This is a genomic window from Novosphingobium decolorationis (genome assembly GCF_018417475.1).
GTDB classification, from domain to species: Bacteria; Pseudomonadota; Alphaproteobacteria; order Sphingomonadales; family Sphingomonadaceae; genus Novosphingobium; species Novosphingobium decolorationis.
Genome location: NZ_CP054856.1, coordinates 2,449,831 through 2,474,577, shown reverse-complemented (window position 1 = coordinate 2,474,577; position 24,747 = coordinate 2,449,831). Strand labels below are relative to the sequence as shown.

At 67.2% G+C, this 24,747-nt stretch carries 25 protein-coding genes; 15 read left to right on the top strand and 10 right to left on the bottom strand.

Annotation, left to right across the window (positions count from 1 at the left end; all coding sequences use genetic code 11):
- Positions 1-469 precede the first annotated feature (469 nt).
- The 3 genes from ltrA to HT578_RS11485 all read left to right on the top strand — a co-directional run bounded on the left by ltrA (position 470) and on the right by HT578_RS11485 (position 4,916).
- Complete coding sequence (gene ltrA, locus HT578_RS11495; RefSeq protein WP_213499557.1) at positions 470-1,933, top strand: group II intron reverse transcriptase/maturase; 1,464 nt, start codon at positions 470-472, stop codon at positions 1,931-1,933.
- Positions 1,934-2,052: 119 nt separating this feature from the next.
- On the top strand, positions 2,053-4,179 hold the full coding sequence (locus HT578_RS11490) for a PA5441 family protein (protein ID WP_213499555.1): 2,127 nt from the start codon (positions 2,053-2,055) through the stop codon (positions 4,177-4,179).
- A complete protein-coding gene (locus tag HT578_RS11485) occupies positions 4,149-4,916 on the top strand; it encodes a DUF3142 domain-containing protein (RefSeq protein WP_239026253.1) in 768 nt (255 codons plus the stop codon). Before HT578_RS11490 ends, HT578_RS11485 begins: the two co-directional genes overlap by 31 nt.
- Here HT578_RS11485 and map read toward each other — a convergent pair.
- Both map and HT578_RS11475 read right to left on the bottom strand, forming a co-directional pair.
- The gene (map, locus tag HT578_RS11480) at positions 4,907-5,737 is read right to left on the bottom strand and encodes a type I methionyl aminopeptidase (protein WP_213499553.1); all 831 of its coding nucleotides are present in this window, start codon (positions 5,735-5,737) and stop codon (positions 4,907-4,909) included. The two genes, HT578_RS11485 and map, sit on opposite strands and share 10 nt — an antisense overlap.
- A gap of 42 nt (positions 5,738-5,779) precedes the next feature.
- Complete coding sequence (locus HT578_RS11475; RefSeq protein ID WP_213499551.1) at positions 5,780-6,637, bottom strand: PdaC/SigV domain-containing protein; 858 nt, start codon at positions 6,635-6,637, stop codon at positions 5,780-5,782.
- 205 nt (positions 6,638-6,842) lie between these two features.
- On the opposite strand from HT578_RS11475, the gene HT578_RS11470 reads away from it, so the two are divergent.
- The 10 genes from HT578_RS11470 (at position 6,843) to HT578_RS11425 (ending at position 16,306) form a co-directional block, all read left to right on the top strand.
- Positions 6,843-8,237 carry a leucyl aminopeptidase family protein gene (locus tag HT578_RS11470; protein WP_213499544.1) on the top strand — a complete coding sequence of 465 codons (1,395 nt, stop codon included), beginning with the start codon at positions 6,843-6,845 and terminating at the stop codon, positions 8,235-8,237.
- A 134-nt stretch (positions 8,238-8,371) separates the two neighbouring features.
- Positions 8,372-9,721, top strand: coding sequence for a PAS domain-containing protein (locus HT578_RS11465; RefSeq protein WP_213499542.1), 1,350 nt, complete (start codon positions 8,372-8,374; stop codon positions 9,719-9,721).
- A gap of 106 nt (positions 9,722-9,827) precedes the next feature.
- Positions 9,828-10,199 (top strand): roadblock/LC7 domain-containing protein, encoded by a 372-nt coding sequence (locus tag HT578_RS11460; protein ID WP_039390392.1) that lies wholly within the window; start codon positions 9,828-9,830, stop codon positions 10,197-10,199.
- A 458-nt stretch (positions 10,200-10,657) separates the two neighbouring features.
- Positions 10,658-11,068, top strand: coding sequence for an SH3 domain-containing protein (locus HT578_RS11455; protein ID WP_239026252.1), 411 nt, complete (start codon positions 10,658-10,660; stop codon positions 11,066-11,068).
- Between the two features lie 6 nt (positions 11,069-11,074).
- Positions 11,075-11,998: an N-acetyl-gamma-glutamyl-phosphate reductase gene (argC, locus tag HT578_RS11450; RefSeq protein WP_039390394.1), complete on the top strand. Its 924-nt coding sequence runs from the start codon at positions 11,075-11,077 to the stop codon at positions 11,996-11,998.
- Positions 11,999-12,398: 400 nt separating this feature from the next.
- On the top strand, positions 12,399-12,737 hold the full coding sequence (locus HT578_RS11445) for a P-II family nitrogen regulator (protein ID WP_039392137.1): 339 nt from the start codon (positions 12,399-12,401) through the stop codon (positions 12,735-12,737).
- A gap of 175 nt (positions 12,738-12,912) precedes the next feature.
- Entirely contained in the window at positions 12,913-14,322 is a 1,410-nt protein-coding gene (gene glnA / locus HT578_RS11440) for a type I glutamate--ammonia ligase (protein ID WP_039390395.1), read from the top strand.
- A gap of 212 nt (positions 14,323-14,534) precedes the next feature.
- Positions 14,535-14,783, top strand: a complete 249-nt coding sequence (locus tag HT578_RS11435; protein WP_213499540.1) for a hypothetical protein — start codon at positions 14,535-14,537, stop codon at positions 14,781-14,783.
- Positions 14,784-14,907: 124 nt separating this feature from the next.
- Positions 14,908-15,687 (top strand): hypothetical protein, encoded by a 780-nt coding sequence (locus tag HT578_RS11430; RefSeq protein ID WP_213499538.1) that lies wholly within the window; start codon positions 14,908-14,910, stop codon positions 15,685-15,687.
- Positions 15,688-15,709: 22 nt separating this feature from the next.
- On the top strand, positions 15,710-16,306 hold the full coding sequence (locus tag HT578_RS11425) for a fasciclin domain-containing protein (RefSeq protein ID WP_213499536.1): 597 nt from the start codon (positions 15,710-15,712) through the stop codon (positions 16,304-16,306).
- Positions 16,307-16,488: 182 nt separating this feature from the next.
- Here the strand turns inward: HT578_RS11425 and HT578_RS11420 are convergent, their stop codons facing one another.
- Genes HT578_RS11420 through bioF form a run of 5 tightly spaced genes read right to left on the bottom strand, consistent with a single transcriptional unit; the run spans position 16,489 to position 20,978 of the window.
- On the bottom strand, positions 16,489-17,754 hold the full coding sequence (locus HT578_RS11420; protein WP_213499534.1) for an adenosylmethionine--8-amino-7-oxononanoate transaminase: 1,266 nt from the start codon (positions 17,752-17,754) through the stop codon (positions 16,489-16,491).
- A complete protein-coding gene (bioD, locus tag HT578_RS11415) occupies positions 17,751-18,413 on the bottom strand; it encodes a dethiobiotin synthase (RefSeq protein ID WP_213499533.1) in 663 nt (220 codons plus the stop codon). The genes HT578_RS11420 and bioD overlap by 4 nt, the downstream gene beginning before the upstream one ends.
- Positions 18,414-18,421: 8 nt before the next feature.
- Positions 18,422-19,189 (bottom strand): methyltransferase, encoded by a 768-nt coding sequence (locus HT578_RS11410; protein ID WP_213499532.1) that lies wholly within the window; start codon positions 19,187-19,189, stop codon positions 18,422-18,424.
- Between the two features lie 8 nt (positions 19,190-19,197).
- On the bottom strand, positions 19,198-19,818 hold the full coding sequence (locus tag HT578_RS11405) for an alpha/beta fold hydrolase (RefSeq protein ID WP_213499531.1): 621 nt from the start codon (positions 19,816-19,818) through the stop codon (positions 19,198-19,200).
- Positions 19,815-20,978 (bottom strand): 8-amino-7-oxononanoate synthase, encoded by a 1,164-nt coding sequence (gene bioF / locus HT578_RS11400; RefSeq protein ID WP_213499528.1) that lies wholly within the window; start codon positions 20,976-20,978, stop codon positions 19,815-19,817. Before bioF ends, HT578_RS11405 begins: the two co-directional genes overlap by 4 nt.
- Positions 20,979-21,194: 216 nt before the next feature.
- Between bioF and HT578_RS11395 the strand changes: the two genes are divergently transcribed.
- Together HT578_RS11395 and HT578_RS11390 are read left to right on the top strand one after the other, a co-directional pair.
- Positions 21,195-21,842: an NAD(P)H-binding protein gene (locus HT578_RS11395; RefSeq protein WP_213499527.1), complete on the top strand. Its 648-nt coding sequence runs from the start codon at positions 21,195-21,197 to the stop codon at positions 21,840-21,842.
- A 194-nt stretch (positions 21,843-22,036) separates the two neighbouring features.
- On the top strand, positions 22,037-22,525 hold the full coding sequence (locus HT578_RS11390; protein WP_052322158.1) for a hypothetical protein: 489 nt from the start codon (positions 22,037-22,039) through the stop codon (positions 22,523-22,525).
- 225 nt (positions 22,526-22,750) lie between these two features.
- Here the strand turns inward: HT578_RS11390 and HT578_RS11385 are convergent, their stop codons facing one another.
- Genes HT578_RS11385 through HT578_RS11375 form a run of 3 tightly spaced genes read right to left on the bottom strand, consistent with a single transcriptional unit; the run spans position 22,751 to position 24,617 of the window.
- A complete protein-coding gene (locus tag HT578_RS11385; RefSeq protein WP_213499526.1) occupies positions 22,751-22,954 on the bottom strand; it encodes a hypothetical protein in 204 nt (67 codons plus the stop codon).
- Positions 22,954-23,139, bottom strand: coding sequence for a DUF4169 family protein (locus HT578_RS11380; protein ID WP_213499525.1), 186 nt, complete (start codon positions 23,137-23,139; stop codon positions 22,954-22,956). The genes HT578_RS11385 and HT578_RS11380 overlap by 1 nt, the downstream gene beginning before the upstream one ends.
- Positions 23,140-23,150: 11 nt before the next feature.
- Positions 23,151-24,617, bottom strand: coding sequence for a helicase HerA domain-containing protein (locus HT578_RS11375; protein ID WP_039390415.1), 1,467 nt, complete (start codon positions 24,615-24,617; stop codon positions 23,151-23,153).
- Positions 24,618-24,747: the final 130 nt, after the last annotated feature.

Genomic DNA, 24,747 nt, shown 5'->3' with positions numbered 1-24,747 from the left:
TCGGAGCTGTCCGAACAAACCTGGAAAGGCCCTGCGAAAGCGGGGCCTTTTCTTTGTGTGCCGGGCACGGCGTTGATGCAGGAGGTGTAAGTCCTTTGCAGGCCTGCTGGTGGGAACTGCTAGCTGAAGGCAACTGCGTCGCCGCGAGGCGGGGTGGGGAGGAAGCCGGAGGCAAAGCTCGGAGCTGACGAACAGGAATCGGATAGAAGGCCGGTGCGGCGGGATAACCCAGCAATGGATGGGGATGTCCGATAGCCAGACAGACGCGCGCATTGGTAAATCCGGCAGCGACCGAGTGAAGGATCAACGTCTTACCCCGGGAGATCTCCTGGCCTCTCCGGACGATCCGGAGAACAGCGGCAGTGATGTTGCTGGATGGGCCCGGAGAAGTCAGCAGCGGTCATAGTAGCGGGCGCAAGCCGGCGAAGGACCAAATTCGGTACCCAAGGAGCAAGACTGGGCACATTCGATGGGTGTGGAGCGGCAGCAAGGTAGCGGGAAGCAGCAGGACTTCTTCGATGAAGCCCTGAAGGCATCGCTTGGCCACGACGTCACCGGCAAAGGCGGAACTGGCGCTGGGACGATCGAGGAGCGGCAATCACCCACGGCATGGGCCGAGCCCCTCGCCTTGACGCGTTACGTGATGGAGGAGGTGGCCAGCTCGGCCAACCTGAACCAAGCCTACAAGCGGGTGAAAGCGAACAAGGGGGCGCCGGGCGTGGACGGGATGACCGTCCCCGACCTGCGTGACTGGATTGCAGGAAACCGTGAGAGGCTGATCGCCTCGTTACTCGACGGTACTTACCGTCCAAGCCTGGTGCGCGGAGTTGAAATTCCCAAACCCGGCGGGAAAGGAGTGCGCCAGCTGGGCATTCCGACGGCTGTCGACCGGCTGGTACAACAGGCGATACTGCAAGTCCTGGATCCCGTCCTTGATCCGACATTCTCGGCATCGAGTTTTGGGTTCCGCCCCGGACGCGGCGCACACGATGCGCTGCGTCAGGCCCGGGACTATGTGCGGGACGGCTATGCGATCGTCGTAGACCTCGACCTGGAGAAATTCTTTGATCGGGTGAACCACGACATCGTCATGGCCCGTCTGGCCCGGCACATCGCCGACCCACGCCTGCTCGTCATCATCCGCCGGTTTCTACAGGCCGGGATGCTGTCGGGTGGTGTGCACGTCGAACGGCAGGAGGGGACCCCGCAAGGCGGCCCTCTCTCGCCGCTGATCGCTAACCTCATTCTGGATGACCTCGACAAGGAGCTCGAACGCCGGGGCCACCGGTTCTGCCGCTACGCCGACGACTGTAACATCTATGTACGGTCACAGGCAGCGGGGGAGCGCGTCATGGCTTCGGTTACCGCCTTGCTGGAAGGCAAGCTCCGACTCCGCGTCAATCAGGCCAAGAGCGCGGTTGCACACGTCCGGGAACGTACCTTCCTCGGCCACCGTCTGACAGCGGGAGGCTTTTTGAGCATAGCGAACAAAAGTCTCACGCGGCTGAAGGAGCGGCTCAGGGCGATTACGCGCCGCAACCGAGGCATCAGCCTCGCGGCGATGATCGCACAGACCAATGCCTTCACTACAGGGTGGGTCACCTACTACCGACACGCCCGGGCTCAGACGGTTTTGCGCGAGATCGACAGCTGGCTCCGGCGCAAGCTTCGCTGCGTCCGGCTCAAACAGTGCAAGCGCACCATGACGATCGCCACTTTCTTAAGGGAAAACGGCGTCCCAGAATGGCAGGCTTGGATCTTCGCGCTCTCGGGAAAGGGCTGGTGGCGCCTGTCGGGCAGCCCTCAGGCCGCCCACGGCATGCCCAACGCATGGTTCGATCAGGCAGGTCTCTCAAGCCTCGCTCTCCAACATGCCGCCTTAAACCGTACCGGAAACCGCCGTGATACGCAGTACGTACGTCCGGTGGTGTGAGAGGGGGGCGCCGTGAGGCGCCCCCCTACTCGATTGTCCTATGGACTTGTGAGGGGGGCTCCGGGCAGGGTATCTGCACGAGTGGGGACACCAGGCAGGCAGGTAGGGGCAAGAATACCATGCGGGGATCGAGTGGGCGCTGGGCCCTGGCAATGGCCACCGGGATGGCACTGGCGCTGGGGTTGGCGAGCGGGGCGGGGGCAAGCGGGGACTTCGGCTGCACGCCAAGCTGGCGTCTGGGCCTCTCCGATTACGAATGCGCCGGCGTTCCCTTCCTCTCGGCCCGCAACGATACCCGTACCAACCTGGCCTGGCTGATGATGGAGGCAGGGGGCGGTATCCCGAAGCAGGCCGGCACGCCCGTGAACTCCTGGGAAACCGCGCCGCTCGGCCATGTCTTCCTGACCTGGGACGCCATGCGCAGCGCTTTCTGGCCCGGCGTGCAGGCCGAGGAAGAGACCTGGCCACTGCCCGCCTACAGCGGCACCTTGTGCCAGACCCTGGCGAGTGGTGGCGAGGCTTTCGCGGCCGCCCTGGCAAACACGCGATCCATTCCCGAGGCCGAACGCGGGGCGCTTGTCAGCGCGCGCACCAACCTGAAGGCGGCGTGTGACGGGACGCGGGAGGAGCCCTCCTGGCCGGCCTCCGTCACCAGCCCGGCAGGGCGCGATTATCTGGCCTACCTGAAGGGCGCGCGGGCCTTCTACGCCGAGGACTTCGGCTCTGCGCGGGCCACTTTCGCGGGTCTCGAAGACAGCGGGCAGGACTGGGTGGCCGAGACCGCGCGCTACATGCAGGCGCGCACCGCGCTCGCCGCCGCGCAGGTGCCCGCCATCGACGAATGGGGCTGGTACGACAACACGAAGACCGATGCCGCGCTGGCCGCGCAAGGACAGGCCGCGCTTGAAGATTACCTGCGCAGCTATCCCGAAGGGCGCTACGCGGCCTCCGCGCGGGGGCTCACGCGCCGGGCCTTCTGGCTGCGCGGCCAGCGGCCCGAGCTGTCCCGCGCCTATGGTGCGCTGCTGGAGCGGGAGAGCGCAGCGGATCCGGCAGCGGCCCACCTGATCGAGGAAATCGACACCAAGCTCTTCTTCGAGGCGGCCGGGGACGGGGACATCGACAGCGCGCTGAGCCTCGCGACCTGGGACCTTTTGCGCTTGCGTGCGAGTGAGCCGGTGATGTCCGAACGCCGCACTGCGCGTCTGGAGGCGGCGGAACTTGCTGCGCAGGCGCCGCACTTTGCCGGGCATCCCAAGCTCTACACCTATCTCCAGGCCGCGCAGGCCTTCCATGTTCAGCGCGACTATGCCGCCGTCCTGAAGCTCCTGCCCGACGATGCGCGCAAGGGGCAGTACACGCCGCTGGCCTTCAGCGCGCAGATGCTGCGCGGGCTTGCGCTGGAGGCCTTGGGCGATGCCAACGCGGTGGGCTTCTGGGAGCAACTGGCGAAGGGCGCGGACCCGCGTTTCCAGCGTCCGGCGGTCGAACTTGCGCTTGCCCACCACTGGGAGCGCAGCGGCGAACTGGCGAAGGTCTTTGCCGCGAAGAGCCCCGTGCAAGTGCCCGAGATCCGGGCCATTCTCCTGGAACATGTCGCGGACGGGGCGATCCTGCGCGCGCAGGCGAAGGCAGGCACGAGTAGGCTGGAACGCGAGGTCGCAGCGATGACGCTCCTCTACAAGGACCTGACGCGCGGGCACTTTGCTGACTTTGGGCGCGACCGGGCGCTGGTGCCGCAAGGTGCTGCGCGCGAGGGCTGGATCGGCGGATGGCTGCGCGATGCGGCCCGCGCAGTGCCGCTCGGCAGCTTCACGCACGGGCGCTGGCAGCAGGATTTCGCCTGCCCGGCGCTGGCCGAAACGGCGCAGGACCTGGCGCGCGATGCGTCCGATCCGGGCGCACTTCTGTGTCTTGGCGACTTCTACCGGCTCAACGATTTCGACAGCTACATGGCGGGTGAGCGCTGGCGCGGGCGCGAGGAACTGGGCGGCACGCCGTCGCGCTTTGCAGGCGAAATGACGGACCGCGCGGCGATCTATGCGCAGGTGCTGGCGGGTTCGCGCGCAAGTGCGGACGAGCGCGCCTATGCGCTCTACCGCTCGGTCATGTGCTACGCGCCCTCGGGCAACAATTCGTGCAGCACAACCGATGTCCCGGAAAGCCAGCGCAAGGCCTGGTTCCAGCGTCTCAAGCGCGAGTATCCCAAGAGCCGATGGGCGACCAAGCTCAAGTTCTACTGGTAAGCCGCCGCGCGCTGCTGGGCGCTGGCGTGGCGGCGTTCGCGCTGGTGGCCTGCGGGACACGCCGGGAAGGCCCTGTCCGCGCGCGCGACTACGACGCCTTCTTCCTGTGGGCGGGCGTCGCACCTCCGCCCTGGCTGGGGGAGGCGTCGCGGGTCTATCTGCTGGCGGGCGAAGTACGCGCCACACGCCTCAGCGGTTACGTCCCCTTGCGCGCGGTTCCCCGTGTGACGGGGCCGCGCGTGTGGATGAGCGTGCGGGTCGAGCGGCTCGACTGGGAGGAGAGGCTCTACGCGGGGGTGCTGGGCCAGCTCACCCGCTGGGCCGCGGCGGGCAATGCGGTGGAGGGCCTGCAGATCGATTTCGATGCTGCGACGCACGGGCTCGCCGGATACGCGCAGTTTCTCGAAGGCCTGCGCGCGCGACTGCCCGTGCGCTTCAAGCTGGGGATCACCGGGTTGATGGACTGGAGCGCGGGAGGTGCGGCGGATGCGCTTTCCAGCCTCGCCGACTGCGTCGATGAGATCGTGGTGCAGACTTACCAGGGGCGCGCGACGATTCCCGGCTACGAGCGCTATCTGTCCTCGCTCGAGCGCCTTCGCCTGCCCTACCGCATCGGGCTGGTCGAGGGCGGCGCGTGGCGCGCCCCACCCGGCCTGGAGGCCGGGGCGGGGTTTCGCGGCTACGTGGTGTTCCTGGTCGGCGGCGCACAGGCCGCCGAAGGCCCGCCTCAGACGTAAGGCGGCTTGTGGCGTTCGCCCGGGCTCAGCGTGAAGATCTCGCAGCCATCCTCGGTAATGCCGATCGAGTGCTCGAACTGGGCCGAGAGCGACTTGTCGCGGGTCACCGCGGTCCAGCCGTCGTTGAGAAGCTTCACCGCCGGTTTGCCCAGGTTGATCATCGGCTCGATGGTGAAGAGCATGCCCGGGCGGATTTCCGCGCCGGTGCCCGCGCGCGCGGCGTGGACGACTTCGGGCGCGTCGTGGAACAGACGGCCCAGGCCATGCCCGCAGAATTCGCGCACGACACCGTAGCGGTGCGATTCGGCGTACTGCTGGATGGCCGCGCCGATGTCGCCGATGTGGTTGCCCGGCTTGGCCTGTTCGATGCCGATCATCAGGCACTCGTAGGTTATCTCGACCAGGCGGCGCGCCTTGAGCGAGGGCTCACCCGAGAAGTACATGCGGCTGGAATCGCCGTGCCAGCCGTCGAGCAGCGGGGTCACGTCGATGTTGAGGATGTCGCCGTCCTTGAGCGTCTTGTCCGACGGGATGCCGTGGCACACCACGTGGTTGATCGAGATGCAGCACGAATGCTGGTAGCCGCGGTAGCCGAGCGTTGCGGGAACGGCGCCCGCATCGAGGGTCATCTCGCGCACCTTGTCGTCGATCGCGGCGGTCGTCACGCCCGGCTGCACCATGTCGGCGATCTCGTCGAGGATCTCGGCGGCGAGTCGTCCGGCCTTGCGCATGCCTTCGAACGCTTCTGCGCCATGCAGCTTGATGGTGCCGTCGCGAAGGACGGCCTGGTCGTCAGGTTCCACAGTCTGGTATTCGGTCATGCCCCTCCCATAGCGGGAGGGGGCGCGAAATGCGAGAAGATCTCAGTCCGGTATCGAAAAACTGGCGCGGTACTGCGGTTTGAGCGCGCGCATCACGGCGCCGTCGACGGGCAGGGTGATCTCGTAGCTGCCCTCGGCGTAGGGGCCGGCCTCGTAAGGCGCGATCTGGAAGCCGATGCGGTCGAAGGTGGCGCCGTTGGAGGAGCCGAGCAGCACCGTCTGGCGCACGGGATCGATGCACTCGCTGAAGGTGCCCTCGGGGTCGAGCGGGCCGCCGCGCCTCTCGATGCGCTTGTCATCGAGCGCCTTGCAGAAGCGCGTGCGCAGGGCGCCCGAAAGCGCCTCGGGGCTGGTGAAGAGGTCGGTCGCGCGCTGGAGCGTTGCGGTCTTGCGGTTCCAGACACGGGCATCGAAGCCGCTCATGCCGTGGGCGCCGCCGGTAAAAGTGTAGAACTCGGAGGAAAGCGAGAGCCAGTCGGGCAGGTCGGTGACCACCTGCCAGTTCGCCCCGAAGCTGTGGGGGTGAAATGGATAGCCGCTTTTCTCCGCCTCCTCGCGGTCGCGCCTGGACGCGCTTGCAAGCTCGGCCCGTGCCGCGCTGCGGCGCGCCTCGAACCAGGACCTGAGTTCGGGGATGGCCGCGGCCTTCGCCGGGTAGGAGAACTGGAATTCGTACGAGTCGGTGTCTTCCTCGAGGTTGAGGTCCGCGACATCGACGGCGGGATCGTCCACCTCGGGCGCGGAGGCGCTGGCCTCGTCCTGCGGCGCGGACGGGGCCGCGGTGTCCGAGGCCGTGGGCGGGCTTGCCGTTCCACCTGCGTCCGGGGCCGCGGCCCCGCTGCATCCGCCGGCCATCAGTGCCAGTGCTCCGGCGCATCCCAGTGCCAGCTTCGCGCGCATCGTCCTTAATCCCTGTCCGGTGTTCGTAGTGCCCCGTAAGGCGCTGAAGAGGGACCATGAAGCACGCGGCGACCTGAATCCAGCCTGAGCGTTGGCGCGCGGCGAACCACGCGCGCCTGCGAAGTGGGGGTTGGGGGGGACTCCGCACGGCCGGGCGCGCATTGGGCAATTGCCCTTTGCCGGACCTGCGGTCTAGATAAGCGCCATGAGCGACAAGAACGCATTGATCCAGCCTGACCGCGGCCAGAACGCGGTTTCCCTCCACCTCGTCGACAAGAACGGTCTCGACGCCTTCCGCAAGGGGCTCAACGCCGCCCAGCGCACCGCGCTCGAGGCGCAGCGCTTCGAGGGCGATGCGGGCAGCCATGCTATCCTTCCCGACGGCGAGGGCTGGATGGCCGTTGCTGGTGTCGCCGATGCCGGCAAGCTTTCCAGCTGGTGCATGGCCAGGCTGGCCGAGACGCTGCCCGCAGGCACCTACCGCCGCATCGGCGGCGAGCCGGGCGCGGCGATGTTCGGCTGGGTCACGGGCCAGTACCGCTTCGACCGTTACGTCTCCGAACCCAAGGAAGAGGGCCCGCGCGTGCTCCTCACGAGCGAGGTCAAGGCGATCGAGCCGATCCTCGCCGAAGCCGAGGCGGTCATGCTGGTGCGCGACCTTGTCAACACGCCCGCCGAGGACATGGGACCTGCCCAGCTCGAGGCCGAGGCGGAGAACCTGCACAAGGCCTACCGCGCCGAGATCCGCGTGACCCGGGGCGATATGCTCGAACATGATTTTCCGATGGTCCACGCGGTGGGGCGTGCCGCGGCGCGCAGCCATGCACCGCGCATGATCGAGCTGGAATGGGGCAACCCCAGGCACCCGCGCATTGCCATCGTGGGCAAGGGCGTGTGCTTCGATTCGGGTGGTCTCGACGTGAAGCCGAGTGCGGGCATGCTGCTGATGAAGAAGGACATGGGCGGGGCGGCCCACGCCCTCGCTCTGGCGCGCCTCATCATGCAGGCCCAGCTGCCGGTCCGTCTGCATCTGCTGGTCCCGGCGGTCGAGAACGCGATTGCAGGCAACAGCTTCCGACCGGGCGATATCCTGAAGTCGCGCGCGGGGATCTCGGTCGAGATCGGCAACACCGACGCGGAAGGGCGCCTTGTCCTGGGCGATGCGCTGGCACGCGCGGGCGAGAACGAGCCCGAACTGGTGATCGATTTTGCGACGCTGACGGGGGCTGCACGCGTGGCGCTGGGCCCGGACCTGCCCGCGCTCTTCGCGCGCGAGGATGCCACGGCCAATGCCCTGCTTGAAGCGGGAATCGCCACCGACGATGCCTGCTGGCGCCTGCCGCTTCACGAAGGGTACCGCGAGTACATGAAGTCGGACATTGCCGATATCAACAACGCAGGTTCCGGCGGGGGCTTTGCAGGTTCCACCACGGCCGCGCTGTTCCTCGACCGTTTCGTGCCCAAGGGCGTGGACTGGGTCCACTTCGACACCTTCGCATGGCGCCCTTCGGCCAAGCCCGGCCGCAGCAAGGGCGGCGCGGCGCTGGGTCTTCGCGCGGCCTGGAAAATGCTCCGCAACCGCTATGAGGAGGCCGGTTAACGGCGTGTAACTCTCTGTTTATCAGATGTTTCCAGACGTGGTTACCGCATCGTTAGTTATGTGAGATCAAAGTCAGGGGATGGCGATTCGGATTAGTCCCCGCGTGTCCAACACGCAGGGACAAGGAGCCATCCATGACATTCGAACCGACAGGAGCATTCCACGAGGTCGCCCTCGATGACCTGTTCTTCTCGACGACCGATTCCAAGGGGGTCATCGAGCAGGCGAACCAGGTGTTCGTCGAAATGGCGCGTCTCGATCGCAAAGATCTGATCGGCGCGCCGCACAACCTCATCCGCCATCCCGACATGCCGGGCGGTGTCTTCCGCCTGATGTGGGAGACGATCGGGGCCCGCCGCGCGTTCAGCGGCTACGTCTTCAACCTGGCGGGCGACGGCAGCAGCTACTGGGCGCTGGCGACCGTTTCGCCGCTGGGCAAGGGCTATATCTCGGTGCGCGCGCGCCCGATCGACCTGGGCATTCGCGATGCGGTCCACACCGTCTACGAAACCGCCCGCGAGGCGGAGGTCCAAGCCATGGCGCAGGGCGAGAGCGCGGGCCGCGCAGCGCGCATCGGCGAAGAGGTGATCCTCGCCGAACTCGAGAAGCTGGGGTACCCAAGCTACGAGGCGTTCCAGAACGCCTTTCTCCCGCGCGAGCTGGAGCTGCGCTTCCAGGCCGGCGTCACCATTCCGACCCGCCCGTCCGCGACCGGCGGCGCGCGCGCGCTGCTCGACGCGGGGGCCGCGATCGAGGGGCAGGTGCGTACGCTGGCAGACGCACTCGCCAACGCCGACCATCTGGCTGAAGCGCTCGACGCGCGGGTCGCCAAGGCAGTCCATAGCCTGGGACGGCTGGAGGAGGCGGTTGCCAACGCGCGCTTCGTCGTCACCGGCAATGCCAAGGTTGAGCCGCACGTCGCCAAGGCCGCCCCGGCGCTGGAGGACCAGTGCCACAAGGTCGCGGCAACCATGCAGGGCGTGCTCGATGCGGTTGATCAGACCTGCGTCCAGCGCCACGGCCTGCGCGCCTCTGTCAGCATTGCGCAGCTTCAGGCCGAATCGGTCTGCCGCTTCGCCGCCGACACGATCGACGGGCGCGAGGACCTGGAAACCTCGAGCGCGGCCACCCAGACGCTGGTCCAGGCGCTCGAGAACGGGATCGATTCGATGCACACCAGCCTCGACGATGACCGCGACCAGGCCCGGCACATGGCGGCGCAGATCAAGGCCACCGAGAGCACGCTCAAGGTCACTACCCTGTTGCTGCGCAAGTGGCGCAGCCTGATCGAGAAGTCGGACATTCGCCATGAAATGGAAGCCCTTCTCCCGGTCCTCGACGACGCGCTGGCGGGTCTTGTCGACGAACTGGCGGGGCTTCACGATACCGCCGAAGCCTTCGCAGGCGGCGTGGTGGCTTTCGAGAGCGCCGAACTCCAGCGCAGCCTCGATACGATTCTCTCGCTCAACACGGTTGCCGCCTGAGACGCTCGGGCCCGACCTTTTCCCTATCGATACACCTCTCGCGCCGAGCGCTGCCCCTGAGAGTGCGCGCAGCCGGGCCGAGACACAGCTTTCAAGGATTTACACCATGGATTTCGAAGCCAAGCTCGCCGAACTCATGACCATCAACGGCGCCATCGCCGCCGCCCTCGTCGACAGCGCGAGCGGCATGACCATCGCGACCGTTGGCGAAATGCGCGACGGCGGGGACCTCGACCTTGCCGCGGCGGGCAGCAGCGAGGTGATGCGCGCGCAGATGAACGTGCAGGACCTGCTCAAGCTCAACGATCCCGTCGAGGACATGCTCATCACGCTGGGCGAGCACTACCAGCTGATCCGCCCGCTGACCGACGATTCGGGCGCGGGCCTGTTCGCCTACCTGCTGCTCGACCGCAAGCAGGCCAACCTCGCGCTTGCCCGTATCAAGCTGCGCTCGGTCGAAGCCGAACTCGCGATCTGAACCTGACCGAACCGCCCGGCGCTCTTCGAAAGCGCCGGGCCACGCGTCCCTGCGTGAGGGAGGGGGCCGCATGACTGGACATGTGGCCCCCGACTTGTGCGTGGTTTCCGGGGGTGCTTGGAAAAGCATAGTATTCCAAGAATGATGTATCCGAGGGCCATCGCCCTCGGGCTCCCCATACCCGAAACCTCAAGGCTCTCGCGCCGAGCTTGCCGAGACCGGTGAGGTCACCAGTTCCGGGGTCAAGGGGCGATGGCCCCTTGGAAAGGCCTCTTTCTTCCGTTCTTGCCCTTTTCGGGTTTGCGCCTTCGGGGTGTTGGCCGCACCATCTTCTTTTCAATCAGGCGTGTGACCTCGCGCAACGAAGGAGAGCAGAACCCCATGTCCGATCGCCTCCGTAGTAAAGCCCGGCATGGGGCGATTTGCCCTGCGGACCCTGTGAAACTTGCGTATTTGCGATGAGCGGGATAAGCGCCCCAATCTTCCGTTTCACCGATGGCCTCAACGTGACCGAACACGACACTTATACACGCACCCTCCCGCTTGACGGCATGCTGGCGATGACCGGCCCTTCGGTAACCGCCGAACCGGGCTGTCTGCCGGTGCGCGGCGATCTTGCACACATCAAGCTCGCGGGTCTGTGCTTCGTGCCGCACTACGCGGTGCCGGTGGCCTACACCGCGAAGGCGGGCGCGCAGCTGGTCTCGGCGCCCACCACGACGGGCGAGGTTCTGGCTGCGCTGGACGAAGGCGCGGTCTTCAACGTGCTCGACATTGCAGGCGTCTGGAGCTGGGGCCAGATCGGTGAGGACGGCCTTGTCGGTTACGTGGCGCTCGACCAGATCGAAGCGCCGCAGGCAGGAGAATAAGCGCAGATGGCACAGACGGTCTTCATCGACGGCGCGGCCGGAACCACGGGCCTTGAGATCGCCGATCGTCTGGGCGCCCGCCCGGAGTTCGAGCTGGTCATTCTCGATGATGCGCGCCGCAAGGACGATGCCGCGCGCGCCGAGGCGCTCAACGATGCGGACTTCGTGATCCTGTGCCTGCCCGACGAGGCCGCAAAGGCCGCCGTTGCGATGATCCGCAACGACACCACGCGCGTGATCGACGCCTCTTCGGCGCACCGCACCGCACCCGGCTGGGCCTACGGCTTTCCTGAGCTTGTCGGGCATGAGACGATCGCGGGCGCGCGCTTCGTCAGCAACCCGGGCTGTTACCCCACCGGCTTCCTCAGCCTCGTCGCGCCGCTCGTGCGCGCAGGCCTGCTGCCCGCCGACTGGCCCTATGTCTGCCATGCGGTCTCGGGCTATTCGGGCGGAGGCAAGGCGCTCATCGCGCGCTTCGAGGACGAGGGCGACATTGCCTTTCGCGCCTATGGCCTGGCCATGGGCCACAAGCACCTGCCCGAGATGAAGGCGCACTCGGGCATCGCGCACGATCCCGTCTTCGCGCCCGCCGTGGTGCCTGCGCACCGGGGCATGCTGGTCGAAGTGCCGCTGCACCTTGCGATGATGGACAAGGCGGGGAGCGCCGATACCCTGCGCGCCGCGCTGGCCGACTTCTACGCTGGTAGCCCGGTCGTCTCGGTGCTCGACGAAGAGCCGGGCGAACTGCTCCTGCGCAGCGCGATGGAGCCGAGCGACGCGCTCACCCTGCGTGTCTTCGGTTCGGCGGATGGCAGCCAGGCACGCATGGCCGCCATGCTCGACAACCTGGGCAAGGGGGCGAGCGGGGCTGCGGTGCAGAACCTCAACATCATGGCCGGTCTCGACGAGACCGCGGCCTTGCGTCTCTGACATCGGCGCCGGGTCCTTCGGGACTTTCCGAAAAAAAGAGCATCTCGTGCGGGCCGACAAGGCTCTGCGCGTTAACCTTCGTACGCGCTGGTGCCGGGGGCACGTGCGTGCGCCGAGCGCCCCTCTCTTTGCGACGATGTGCGATTGCACAATTTTCAGGCAGCGATTGCCCGAAACTTGCACACACTCTTGCGGGCCTTGCTGTTAAAACTTTGCGAAAAAGCCACCCTTGCGGGGCAAATCATGCAAATCCGGTCTTTTCGCGCCTGCGCAGTTGTCCTACGACTGTATGATATCCAATGGCACGATTCTTGTTAGGATCGGCAGCGAGGAATCTGGGTCCCGGACGGGATCCTCGTGAATGCAGTCCGGGCGCAAAGGCAAGAAGGTCCAGTCAGGCGTGAAGAAGATCGAAGCTATCATCAAGCCCTTCAAGCTCGACGAGGTCAAGGAGGCGCTGCACGAAGTGGGCGTATCCGGGATCACCGTGACCGAAGCCAAGGGCTTTGGCCGTCAGAAGGGACACACCGAACTCTACCGCGGCGCGGAATACGTCGTCGATTTCCTGCCCAAGGTGAAGCTGGAAGTCGTCGTTTCGGATACGCTGGCCGAGCGGGTGGTCGAAGCCATTGCCGATGCGGCACAGACCGGACGCATCGGCGACGGCAAGATCTTCGTCGTTCCCGTCGAGACCGCGATCCGCATCCGCACCGGAGAGCGCGACGACGAGGCTCTGTGAGCGCCACGAACCACACCGTCCGAGCCATCTGGCTCCGGGCATAACCATTCTGGGCCGGTTCGCCGGTCGGATACTCGGGAAAGCTACCGGCAGGGGGCCCGGCGCGTTCCCGGACAGCGCATCCACCCCTATGCCTTTTCCCGAGGCGGAAAAGTAAGATTGGAGAACCACACATATGGCTACTGCAAAGGACGTCCTTGCCAAGATCAAGGACGAGGAGATCGAATGGGTTGATCTGCGCTTCACCGATCCCAAGGGCAAGTGGCAGCACCTGACGATGTGTGCGGGCGTCCTGGGTGAAGACGAGCTCGAAGACGGCCTGATGTTCGACGGTTCCTCAATCGAGGGCTGGAAGACGATCAACGAGTCGGACATGATCCTCAAGCCCGACCTCGAAGCCGTCTACACCGACCCGTTCTCGGCCAGCCCGATGCTGATCGTGTTCTGCGACATCGTCGAGCCCTCGAACGGCGAACTCTACGCCCGTGACCCGCGCTCGACCGCGAAGCGCGCGGAAGCCTTCGTCAAGTCGGCCGGTTTCGGCGACACCGTGTTCGTCGGCCCCGAGGCCGAGTTCTTCATGTTCGACGACGTGAAGTTCTACGACGGCTACGACGGCAACGGCTTCAAGATCGACGACGTCGAGCTGCCGACCAACACCGGCCGCGACTACGACACCGGCAACCTGGGCCACCGTCCGCGCGCCAAGGGCGGCTACTTCCCCGTCGCTCCGGTCGACAGCTGCTCGGACATCCGCGCCGAGATGGTCACCACCATGCTCGAAATGGGCCTGCCCTGCGACAAGCACCACCACGAAGTGGCGGCTGCCCAGCACGAGCTCGGCCTGACCTTCGGCACGCTGACCACCACCGCTGACCGCATGCAGATCTACAAGTATGTCGTGCAGATGGTTGCGCAGGCCTACGGCAAGTCGGCCACCTTCATGCCCAAGCCGATCCAGACCGACAACGGTTCGGGCATGCACACGCACATCTCGATCTGGAACGACGGCGACAACACCTTCGCGGGCAATGGCTACGCTGGCCTCTCGGAGACCTGCCTGTACTTCATCGGCGGTGTCGTGAAGCACGCCAAGGCGCTCAACGCCTTCACCAACCCGACCACCAACAGCTACAAGCGCCTGGTCCCGGGTTACGAAGCTCCGGTTCTGCTCGCCTACTCGGCGCGCAACCGTTCGGCCTCGTGCCGCATCCCCTACGGTGCGGGCACCAAGTCGAAGCGCGTGGAATTCCGTTTCCCCGACGCGATGGCCAACCCCTACCTGTGCTACTCGGCGCTGCTGATGGCCGGCCTCGACGGCATCAAGAACAAGATCCACCCCGGCGAAGCCATGGACAAGAACCTCTACGACCTGCCGCCGGCAGAGCTCGCCGAAGTTCCGACCGTGTGCGGCTCGCTGCGTGAGGCTCTCGAAGCCCTGCAGGCCGACTACGCGTTCCTGCTCGAAGGCGACGTGTTCACCGCCGACCAGGTCGAAGCCTACCTCGAACTCAAGTGGCCCGAAGTGCTGCGCTGGGAAACCACGCCCTCGGCGGTCGAGTTCGACATGTACTACAGCGCCTGATCGCGCATTTCCCTCCCCTTCGCGGGGAGGGGCAAATCGGTTCGCCGAGTGGGGCGCCTGGAGCAATCCGGGCGCCCTTTTTGCATGCCGTTTCGGGGCAGGGAGAGGGCCGCGGGCGAGCGTGCATCGCGACCTTGCGGGGAACAGGCACGCCGATTGCCGCGTTGAAAGGCCCCGAAAGGAGATTTTCGATGCGGCAGGCGCAAACGATTTTGGCCGGAACGGTTGCGGGGTTCGCCCTCGTGGCGGGCGCGGCGCTCGCCCAGCCCGGGAATGGCAACGGCAACGGGAAGGGCAACAACGGCGGCAACGGCGGTGGCCCTCCTGCCGCGCAGGAACGGGGTAACGGCGGCGGCGGCCCCGGCAACAAGGGCGGCAACAGGGGCGGCAACAAGGGCGGAGGTCCGGCCAAGGCCCAGAACCGGGGGCGGCGGTCCCGACCGCGGCGCAGGCAACGGTAAAGGCGGTGGCAACGGCCCCGGCAATGGCAGCGCGGTCGCAAAGGGACCGGGCAATGGCCCTGCGCGCGGGGCCGGGAATGGTAACGGCAATGGCAACGGCGGGGGCAACGGGAAGGCCCCGCCCATGGCTGGTGCGCCGGGTATCGGCAACAGCAACGCGCGGCTGCGCGGCAATGCCCACCCTTCCAACGTGGTCCATCGGCCCGAGCGCGGCGACATCCGCCGCGTCAGCTACAGCGGGCCGGGCGGACGCGATTTCATCGTGCCCACCAACGATCGTGTGCGCGTGCTGACGCGGGATCGCACAATCGACTGGGGCCGGATCGACCGGCGCCGGGTCTACGACGGCTGCCCGCCCGGCCTCGCCAAGAAGTACAACGGCTGCACCCCGCCCGGGCTCGACCGGGGACCGCGCTATTCGTGGTCGCGCCCCGACTGGTACTGGAGCGGCTTCAACCGGGGCGGCAACTACCGCTACCTTGATGGTTACATGGTGCGCACGGGATCGGGTTCGTCGATCCTCGACTACATCCCGCTGCTCGCGGGCGCGCTGGCGATCGGCAACGTCTGGCCGGGGTCCTACGACAGCGTGGCGATGCCGGACTACTACAACAGCTACTACGGCCTGGGGGGCGGCAATTCGTACCGCTACTATGACGACACGCTCTACCGCGTGAACCCAGGTTCCTCGCGCATCGATTCGATCGCGGGGCTGCTGATGGGCAGCGACATCGCGGTCGGCCAGCCGATGCCGCGCGGCTATGACGTCTACAACGTCCCCTACGGCTATCGCGACCAGTATTACGACACGCCCGACGCGCTCTACCGCTACAGCGACGGCTACATCTACCAGCTCGATCCGACCTCGCGCCTGGTCCAGGCCGCCATCGAACTGCTCGTCTGAGACCCCCAGGAGAGACCCCAAGATGACACAGATTTTGCACCGCGCCTCCGGCCTTCGGGCCGGGACGCTCACGCTGATCGGGGCCTGCGGGCTCGCTTTGGCCGGCTGCTCGGGCGAGACCCCGGCGTCCGATGAAACCGGTGCGGCCGTGCTGGCCGAGCCCGCTTCGGATCCCGTGCCCGAACTCCTGGACGATACGGACGGCATGGAGACCGTGGCCGACGCGCTGGACGATACCGGCCTTGCGGGTATCTTCGAGGGCAACGCCAGCTACACCCTGCTGGCGCCCGACGACGCCAGCTTCGCCGCGATGGGCGAAGGGGGCAAGGCCCTCATGGAGGGCGAGGACGAAGCGGCCATGGCCGCGCTCCTCAAGCAGCACCTGCTTCCCGGCTATCTCACGCCCCGTGACATCGAAGGGGCAATCGGGCGCAGCGATGAGGGTTCGGTCACGATCACCAGCCTGGCCGGTGAGGACCTGACCTTCCGCCGCAACGGCGATGCGATCACCGTGACGTCACCTGATGGCGCGGAAGCCACCTTCAAGGGCGAGGCTCTTGCGGGCGGCGCGAGCGTCGCGATCCCCGTATCGGGCCTGCTACGTCAGGCGGAGAGCTGAAGACCAAGGGGCAAGAAGGAAGTCTTTTTCAAGGGGCCATCGCCCCTTGACCCCAAAATCAGCGACCTCACCATTCTCAGCGAGGGCCGCGCGCGGGAGGTGAGGTCGACATTATGGGGAGCCCGAGGGCGATGGCCCTCGGAATCATCCTTCTTCTTGTCCCGCGGCCCGATTTCCAGGCTTCAGAAGCTCAGGACGGCCTCACCGATGGCGTCCCACACGGTGGCAAGTTCCTCGTCGGTGATGCCATAGGGCGGCATCACGTAGACCGTGTTCCCGAGCGGGCGCAGCAGCACGCTGCGTTCGCGGAAGAAGGCCATGAGCCGGGGCGCCAGGTCGTTCATGTAGCCCGTTGCCCCGTCGCTCTTGAGGTCGAGCGCGGCAATCGTGCCAAGGCTTCGTGCGTTGTCGAAGTGGTAGACCTGCCCCAGCTTGTCGAGCCAGGATGCCTGGCTGGCGCTCAGCTGCGTGATGCGTTCGCGCACCGGTTCCTCGCGCCAGATCGCCAGGTTCGCGGCAGCTGCGGCGCAGGCGAGCGGATTGGCGGTGTAGCTGGAGGAGTGGAAGAACATGCGCGCGCGGTCGGTGGAGAGGTGCGCCTCGTAGATCGCCTCGCTCGCCATCGTCACCGCGAGCGGCACCGCGCCCCCCGTCAGGCCCTTGGAGAGGCACAGGATGTCGGGTTCGATACCTGCCTGTTCGCAGGCCAGCAGCGTGCCGGTGCGGCCCCATCCGGTCATGACCTCGTCGGCGATGAAGAGAACGCCGTGCCGTGCGCAGATCGCGCGCATCTGGGCCAGCACGTCGGCGCTGTAGAACAGCATGCCGCCAGCCCCCAGTACCAGCGGCTCGACGATCAGCGCGGCGGTGTCGCCCATCGCGCAGTAGCGTTCGAGCGCTTCGAGCGTGGCGTCTTCGCAGCCTGTGGCCGGGAAGGGAATGCGCCCGACATCGAAGAGCAGCGGGTCGTAGGGCTGGTTGAACACGCCGCGTTCGCCCACCGACATCGCCCCGATGGTGTCGCCGTGGTAGGAGTGTTCCATGACGAGGATGCGCGAGCGCGCCTCGCCTTGCCAGTGCCAGTAGCCGAGGGCCATCTTGAGGGCGACCTCGACGCTGGTCGATCCGGAATCGGAGAAGAACACGCGCGTCAGGCTCTCGGGCATGATCGCGCGAAGACCTCGGGCGACCTCCTCGGCGGGGCCGTGGGTCCAGCCTGCAAAGATCATCTGGTCGAGCTTGCCCGCCTGCTCGGCGATCGCGGCCATGATCCTGGGATTGCAGTGCCCGTGCGTCGTCACCCACCAGGATGAGATCGCATCGATCATGGAGCGCCCGTCGGCAAGGTGTAGGACCGCACCCTGCGCGCGGGTGACTTCGGGGATCGGCTCGCCCAGGCCGTGCTGGGTGAAGGGGTGCCAGATCGACGATGCGGGGGGCGTGCTCATGGGGCGAAGTCCTCCAGGTTGAAGTTCGCGGCGAAGGCGGCGGCCAGCGCCTCGGGGCTGAGCGGATCGAGGCGCGGCAGGCGGCCCAGCCGCTTCGCGCCGCTCATGGCGCAGATGATGTCCTCGCTGTCCTTCACTTCCTCGCCCACGAAGGCAACCCCGAGCACAGGGATAGCGCGGGCGCGCAGCGCTTCGAGCGAGAGTAGCGTGTGGTTGATCGTGCCCAGCTGCGTGCGGGCGACCAGGATCACCGGCGCGCGCCAGCGCACGAACTGGTCGGCGTAGGTTTCGCGCCGCGAGATGGGGACGTGGACGCCGCCCGCGCCCTCGACCACCAGCGGGCCGGACACGGCGGGGAGCGCCAGACGCGCCGGGTCGATCTCCACCCCGTCGATCTCGGCGGCGAGGTGGGGCGAGCAGGGGGTGGCCAGGCGATAGGCCTCGGGCAGGATCTTTTCGCGCGCCAGCCGGGCCAGCCCTGCGACGCGCAGCGCGTCGGTTTCGCCAAAGGCGTCTTCGGGCTCGACGCCGGCCTGCACCGGCTTCCAGTAGTGCGCACCAAGGGCGCCTGCCAGCGCGGCGGCAAAGACCGTCTTGCCGATTTCGGTGTCGGTGCCGGTGACGATCAGGGTGTGGCGGGCGGAAGGCAGGTCGGTCATCGGTACAATCACCTTGTCCGGATCGGGGGGCGGGTCAGGTGGATCGTCACGACTTCGTAGGTGGCCGTGGATCCGTTAATGTCGAATTGCGCCATGACCTCGCGAAGTTGCGTAGGGGTGAGCGGCGTGTGGGCGGCATGCGCGGTGCCTGCACCGATCGCCTTGACGCTGCGCAGGAAGGCGCGCGCGTCCGCGCTGCGCTGGACGTGGTGCGTGACGGTGACGTCGGCTCCGGGAAGCTGCGTATAAGCTTCGGGCGGGAGAAAGGCGGGGGTGCCAGGCGTGAGGCCGAGCGCTTCGTGCGCGGCGCGCCACTCGGCAAATGTCGCGGGCCCCAGCGTGGTGACGACAAGATGGCCGCCCGGCGCCAGCCATCGGGCCATCCGGGCAAGCGCTGCGGGCGCATCGGTAAACCACTGCAGGGCCAGACTGGAGCAGAGAAGGTCGAAGGGGCCGCCCTCGGGGGTTCCGGTCTCACCGTCGAGCGGGGCGAAACGGTGGCCGGAGCTCTCGCCCAGGGCCGCGCGGCAGCGTGCGAGCATGTCGGGCGAAAGGTCGGTGACGAGCCAGTCCCCGGTGACGTGGGCGGCCTGCAGTTCGCGGGTCAGGAAGCCGGTGCCACAGCCGATTTCCAGGCCGCGAAGGTCACAGGGCAGATCCAGCGCGGCGATGCGGGCGGCCAATGCGCGGGCGACCTCGCGCTGGACCGGCGCGTGGGCCTCGTAGCCGTGGGCGCCCGAAAAGGCGCGGGCGATCTGGTCGCGGCGGACGCGCAAGGCCGGCCTCAGGCGACCAGCGCGCCGACCATGGCGCGCACCGTCTCGGCGCAGAAGGCCGGGTCCTCGACCGGGAGGAGATGGCCGCCTGCATGGCTCACCCGGCGCACTTCGCCGCGTGGAAAGACGCTCTCACGCATCTCGCGCGCAAGGAGCGGATCGGCGCGGCCCTGAACCGACGTGAGCGGGACGGCAGGCGTCGGGCATTCGCCGTCGCGCAGACGCAGCAGGTCTTCGCGCAGGGGATCAGGGACGGGCGTGGGCACCGGCGCCGTATCGCCGCAGGTCGCGCGAAATTCGGCAAGCACGGTCTCGGGGCTCTGGATGAAGCGGCGCAGCATGCGGTCGATCACGCGAACAGGGACCCCGGCGCGTCCGGTGCGCGCGCTGAAGCGGTCGAAGCCGTTGAAGGCGACGATGCCGACAAGGCCCGGCGGCGGATCGGAAAGAACGCGCATGGTGCCGAAGCTGTGCGTCACGGCAAGGCAGGGGCCTTCGATTTCCGCCGGGGTGGGCGCGCCGAAATAGCCGCGGTCGTCGAACACGTGCGCGTGCTCGGGCAGGAGGGCGGCGAGCGGCTCCCAGAAGGCGGCATCAAAGCCCCAGCCGTGGGCGAAGAGAAGGTTCACAAGGCGTCCTTGAGCGCTGTCAGCAGCGCGTCGATGTCGTCAAAAGAATGGGCGGCGCGCAGCGCGATGCGCAGACGGCTGGACCCGGGGGGAACGGTGGGCGGGCGGATCGCCGAGACGAGGAACCCGGCCGTATCGAGCCGCGCCGAGAGCGCGAGGGTCTCGCCTTCCGGGCCGATCACGGCCGGTACGATCTGCGTGCTGGAGGCACCGCAGTCGAGCCCGAGCGCGCCGAGCCCTTCGCGCAGCCGGTCGCCCAGAGCGGCCAGATGCGCGCGCTCGGCGTCCAGGGAGGGCACGAGATCGAGCGCGGCGTCGATGGCGCCGAGCACCGCAGGCGGCGGCGCGGTGGTGAAGATGAAGCCGCTCGCCGCGTTGACGAGGTAGTCGATGAGGACACGCGAGCCTGCGACATAAGCGCCAAAGCCGCCGAGCGCCTTGCTGAAGGTCCCCATGACGAGATCGATGCGCCCGGGCACCTCGCCTGTGAGGCCGGTGCCGCCCGGTCCCAGGACGCCGGTCGCGTGGGCCTCGTCGACGTAGAGCGCGGCCTCGTGGCGCTGCGCGATGTCGGCGAGGCGAGCAAGGTCGGCGCGGTCGCCGTCCATCGAGAACACGCTCTCGGTCAGGATCAGGCGTGCGGGTGCCTCGCGGCCCTTGCTTTCCAGCAGCGTTTCGAGGTGGTCGAGATCGTTGTGGCGAAAGCGCACCTGGCGCACGCCCGCGCTCGCCAGCCCTGCGTGCATCGAGGCGTGGATCAGCCGGTCGGTGAAGACCACGCAGTCCGGCACGGCGGCCAGCAGCGCGGGGATGACGGTGGCATTGGCCTGCCAGCCGCTCGCAAAGACCAGTGCGGCCTCGGTGTGCTTGAAGCGGGCAATCCGCGCCTCCAGCGCCAGCTGCCCGGCGCTGGTGCCCGTGACGAGGCGCGAGGCGCCCGATCCGGTGCCGAAGCGCTGGGTCCAGGCGATGGCGCGCGCGCGCAGTTCGGGGTGGCGGGCGAGGCCGAGGTAGTCGTTGCTGGAGAAGTCGACGAGAGTGCGCCCCGCGCGCACGATCCGGCCTGCGCCTTCGAGATGGGCGGGGCGCAAGGTGCGGCGCTGCCCGGCCGTGTCGATCCGCGCGAGGGCCTGGGTCAGAAAGGGGTCGAGCCGTGTCATTCTCGGTGCCGGTTATGGCAAGCGGGCCCAAGAGACAATGGCGCGGGGGGAACTTCCTGTTGCGCGCTCAGGCATCGCGGCCTGGCAGGCGCCGGGAAATCGCGTCGCCCCAGATGGTTGTCATCGGAACACCGCGTTCCGACATGGGTTGGCAAGGATACGGAAAAAGGCAGGCGTGCTGCGCCTGCCTGTCGCACCAGAACAGGAACGAATACCATGAACGTCTTCATCATCGGTGCCGCTGGCAAGGTCGGCTCGCGTCTCGTCCCCCTGCTGGCCGATGCGGGCCATGTGCCGCTGGCCATGCACCGCAAGAGCGAACAGGCGCAGATCCTCGCCGACAAGGGTGCCAAGCCGGTGGCGGGCGACATCACCGCGCTTACCGTCGATGAGCTGGCCGAGCTTATGGAGAGCGCCGATGCGGTGGTCTTCTCGGCCGGCGCGGGCGGGGCGGGCTACGACCTCACCCAGGCGGTCGATGGTGACGGGCTGGTCAAGGCCGTCGCAGCCGCGCGCAAGGCGGGGGCCACGCGCTTCCTCCTCGTCTCGGCCTTTCCCGAGGCAGGGCGCGATGCCGAGCCCAAGGAAGGGCTTGAGAACTACATGCGGATCAAGAAGCTGACCGACGCGCACCTCTCGCAGAGCGATCTCGACTGGGTGATCGTGCGCCCGGGCACGCTCAGTTCCGAGGGCGGCGATGGCAAGGTCGCGCTGGGCCTCGCGCTGCCCTATGGCAATGTGTCGCGCGATCACGTGGCGCAGGTTCTGGCCGGGATTCTGGAGCGCCCGCAGCTCTCGCGCGTGATCCTGGAATTGACCGATGGCGATACGCCGGTGGGCGACGCGCTCGACGCAATGGCCTGACCAGGGCTTTGCCCCTACCTAAACCCACGGTCCGGCGCGTTTCTTGTACGGGATAGCGGTGAGGTGACGGGGTGGCGGGACGGGCTGCGTGCGCCCTGCTTGTCGCTGCGGGGCGCTATGCGCAACAGGGCCGTCTGCATGCGCGGGGGAGGCCGTGTGTGCCTCTTTGTGCATACCCGAAAAGGATACGAACCATGTCGCACCGCCACATCCTCGCCCTAGCCGCTGCAGCCCTGGGCGGATCGCTGCTGGCCGCCTCGCCCGCTGCGGCGCAGGTCACCGCCGAGGCGAATGTCGCCAAGTGGAAGGGCCAGTGGGGCGGCGAACTGGGTGTGGGCTACCCGATCCTGCGCGACGGCGGCTTCGCCGTGACGCCCTCGGTCGGCGCCTTCATCTACGACAAGGACCACCCGCGCTACACCTCGGACGATGGCGTGTGCTACCGCCGCATCGACGATGTCGCGGTGAACGACGACCATTGCGACGGCACCGGCCTCAAGGCTTATGGCCGCGTGGAAGCCAGCTACAGCCTGCCGATGGTCACGCTGGGCGTGGGCGCGCGCTACATGGGCGATTCGGTGCGCGCTTACGGCACCGCCTCGATGCCGGTCATGCCGATGCTCGATGCCAAGGTGAACGTGGGCGACGGCTATGTCGCAGGCGGCCTGCAGGCGCGCTTCTAAGGATCCGATAGGGATCGGCAATCGCCGGTCCTTGCGAACTGCCTGTCCCACCGCGTACGGCCACCGAGGCACCTGCGGGGTGGGGCAGGTAGAAGAAAGGTTTCCGAGGGCCATCGCCCTCGGGCTCCCCGAACTGTCTACCCCACCTTTCGCGCGCGGCGTTGGTTGAGAATGGTGAGGTTCCCGATTCTGGGGTCAAGGGGCGATGGCCCCTTGAAATATCGTTCAACCTTCCAGCAGGTCGAGATAGGCAACGACATCGTTGTCGGTCGCGATGAACAGGCCTTCCTGCGTCGCCTCGTCCTGCTGCGCGGCGATCTGCATGGCCTCGGTCAAAGTGCCGTAGAACAGCGTTTCGGCCGCGCCGCCCTCCATCGCATCGCTCAGGTGGTAGAGGCGCACGGTCGCCTCCAGATAGGTCGATCGCATCAGTCGGTGTCCTTTTTGCGGCGGGCGCCCTCGACAGTGCGCTCCAGCCGGGCGATCTCCGCCGATGTCTTCTCGCGCGTTGCCTTGGTGGCGCCATGACGGGCGCGCGCTTCCTCGGCCTGCGCGCGGGCATCGGCGCGGGCCTTCGCCTTGCGGGCCATGCGAAGGTTGACGATCTCGGCCATGTGGAGGGCTTTTACGCCTCGACGGCGGCGGTTGTCACGCCCAGATCGGGCACGCCGACCGAGCGCTTGCCCGCAAAGTCGGTGCGCACCACGATCAGCCCGTCCTTTTCGAGGTAATCGAGCAGACGCTGGATGCGGCGCGGCGAACTGGTGCCGTAGATCTTGGCGAGCCGGTCATCGTCCGGGCACGGCTCGTTGTCCATCGCCGCGCGGGCGATGACGTAGAACGGGGCAAGCGCGTCGTCGGGGACGTGCTTGGCCAGGTTCACAAGGTCGAACCAGCGTTCGTCCTCAGGGTCCTCGATTCCCGCGACGGCGGCGGCAAAGCCCCGGCGGAACATCGTTGCATCAAGGCTGCGCACCGAGATGCCCTTCATCCGGCAGCGGATCGTGAAGTCCTGGAACAGCGTGGTCGAGGACTGGAACAGGCTGTCCTCGTCGCGCGCCATCGCGTTCAGGATCTCGAGCATGGCGGCGCGGTTTTCCTCGGGCTCGGGCTCGGGGCGTTCGGGGCGCGGGGGCAGGGCCTCGGCGGCGGGGCCCGATGCGATGCTCTGGTCGAGCTCCTCCATTTCCATGCGGCGGCGTACGGGCCGCACGAAGTCGGGCTTTTCCGGCTCGACGTGCAGGTTGTCGTGGAGCAGCTCGCGCATGTCCTCGGTGGAGGCTTCAGGGAGCGGCATGAGGCCGGGCGTCACCGACTTGGCACCGGTCTTGACCGAACCGATCTGCGTCTTGACCGGGCGGCGCGAGATCGCAGGGCCAAGCCCGAGGAACTGGCCGCGTCCCAGGTCTCGGATTTCCTCGGCCTGGCGGCGCTCCATGCCCAGCAGGTCCGCCGCGCGGGCCATGTCGATGTCGAGGAAGGTGCGGCCCATCAGGAAGTTGGAAGCCTCGGCGGCCACGTTCTTGGCGAGCTTGGCAAGGCGCTGCGTCGCGATGACGCCGGCCAGGCCGCGCTTGCGCCCACGGCACATGAGGTTGGTCATGGCACCGAGCGAAATGCGGCGCGCCTCTTCGGAGACTTCGCCCGCCGCGGCGGGGGCGAACATCTGCGCCTCGTCGACGACGACGAGCGCGGGGTACCACTGGTCGCGCGGGGCATCGAACAGGGCGTTGAGGAACTGGGCCGCGCACTTCATCTGGCTGTCGATTTCCAGCTCGTCGAGCGCGAGCACGACCGAGGCGCGGTGCTGGCGGATGCGTGCGCCGAGCTTGACGATCTCGGCCTCGCCATAGGCCGCGCCGTCGATCACGACGTGGCCGAATTCCTCGGCCAGGCTGACGAAGTCGCCTTCGGGGTCGATCACGATCTGCTGGACAAGGCTGGCGCTCTCTTCGAGCAGGCGGCGCAGCAGATGCGACTTCCCGGACCCGGAATTGCCCTGCACCAGCAGGCGGGTCGCCAGAAGTTCCTTGATGTCGATCTCTGTCGGCTGGCCGTGTGGCCCGTCGCCGATGACGATATTCGCGCTCACGGGAGCCCTATTGGCAAATGCGGGTGGGGGGAGGCAAGGGGCGCTTGTCCGGTTTTCCAGAAGAGCGGCGGTTTCTTGCGGGCGAGGATTTGTTTCGACATGAAATTGGATCCATTGGTTCGCCGGACCC

Bases quoted from the DNA above. Each gene is read 5' to 3' on its own strand.
- HT578_RS11490 (WP_213499555.1), top strand. From the start codon at position 2,053: ATGCGGGGATCGAGTGGGCGCTGGGCCCTGGCAATGGCCACCGGGATG.
- bioD (WP_213499533.1), bottom strand. From the start codon at position 18,413: ATGACCGACCTGCCTTCCGCCCGCCACACCCTGATCGTCACCGGCACC.
- HT578_RS11395 (WP_213499527.1), top strand. From the start codon at position 21,195: ATGAACGTCTTCATCATCGGTGCCGCTGGCAAGGTCGGCTCGCGTCTC.
- HT578_RS11380 (WP_213499525.1), bottom strand. From the start codon at position 23,139: ATGGCCGAGATCGTCAACCTTCGCATGGCCCGCAAGGCGAAGGCCCGC.
- HT578_RS11425 (WP_213499536.1), top strand. From the start codon at position 15,710: ATGACACAGATTTTGCACCGCGCCTCCGGCCTTCGGGCCGGGACGCTC.
- HT578_RS11420 (WP_213499534.1), bottom strand. From the start codon at position 17,754: ATGAGCACGCCCCCCGCATCGTCGATCTGGCACCCCTTCACCCAGCAC.
- HT578_RS11430 (WP_213499538.1), top strand. From the start codon at position 14,908: ATGGCTGGTGCGCCGGGTATCGGCAACAGCAACGCGCGGCTGCGCGGC.
- HT578_RS11390 (WP_052322158.1), top strand. From the start codon at position 22,037: ATGTCGCACCGCCACATCCTCGCCCTAGCCGCTGCAGCCCTGGGCGGA.
- bioF (WP_213499528.1), bottom strand. From the start codon at position 20,978: ATGACACGGCTCGACCCCTTTCTGACCCAGGCCCTCGCGCGGATCGAC.
- HT578_RS11385 (WP_213499526.1), bottom strand. From the start codon at position 22,954: ATGCGATCGACCTATCTGGAGGCGACCGTGCGCCTCTACCACCTGAGC.
- HT578_RS11455 (WP_239026252.1), top strand. From the start codon at position 10,658: ATGAGCGGGATAAGCGCCCCAATCTTCCGTTTCACCGATGGCCTCAAC.
- HT578_RS11475 (WP_213499551.1), bottom strand. From the start codon at position 6,637: ATGCGCGCGAAGCTGGCACTGGGATGCGCCGGAGCACTGGCACTGATG.
- HT578_RS11470 (WP_213499544.1), top strand. From the start codon at position 6,843: ATGAGCGACAAGAACGCATTGATCCAGCCTGACCGCGGCCAGAACGCG.
- glnA (WP_039390395.1), top strand. From the start codon at position 12,913: ATGGCTACTGCAAAGGACGTCCTTGCCAAGATCAAGGACGAGGAGATC.
- HT578_RS11460 (WP_039390392.1), top strand. From the start codon at position 9,828: ATGGATTTCGAAGCCAAGCTCGCCGAACTCATGACCATCAACGGCGCC.
- ltrA (WP_213499557.1), top strand. From the start codon at position 470: ATGGGTGTGGAGCGGCAGCAAGGTAGCGGGAAGCAGCAGGACTTCTTC.
- HT578_RS11485 (WP_239026253.1), top strand. From the start codon at position 4,149: ATGGGCGACCAAGCTCAAGTTCTACTGGTAAGCCGCCGCGCGCTGCTG.
- HT578_RS11465 (WP_213499542.1), top strand. From the start codon at position 8,372: ATGACATTCGAACCGACAGGAGCATTCCACGAGGTCGCCCTCGATGAC.
- argC (WP_039390394.1), top strand. From the start codon at position 11,075: ATGGCACAGACGGTCTTCATCGACGGCGCGGCCGGAACCACGGGCCTT.
- map (WP_213499553.1), bottom strand. From the start codon at position 5,737: ATGACCGAATACCAGACTGTGGAACCTGACGACCAGGCCGTCCTTCGC.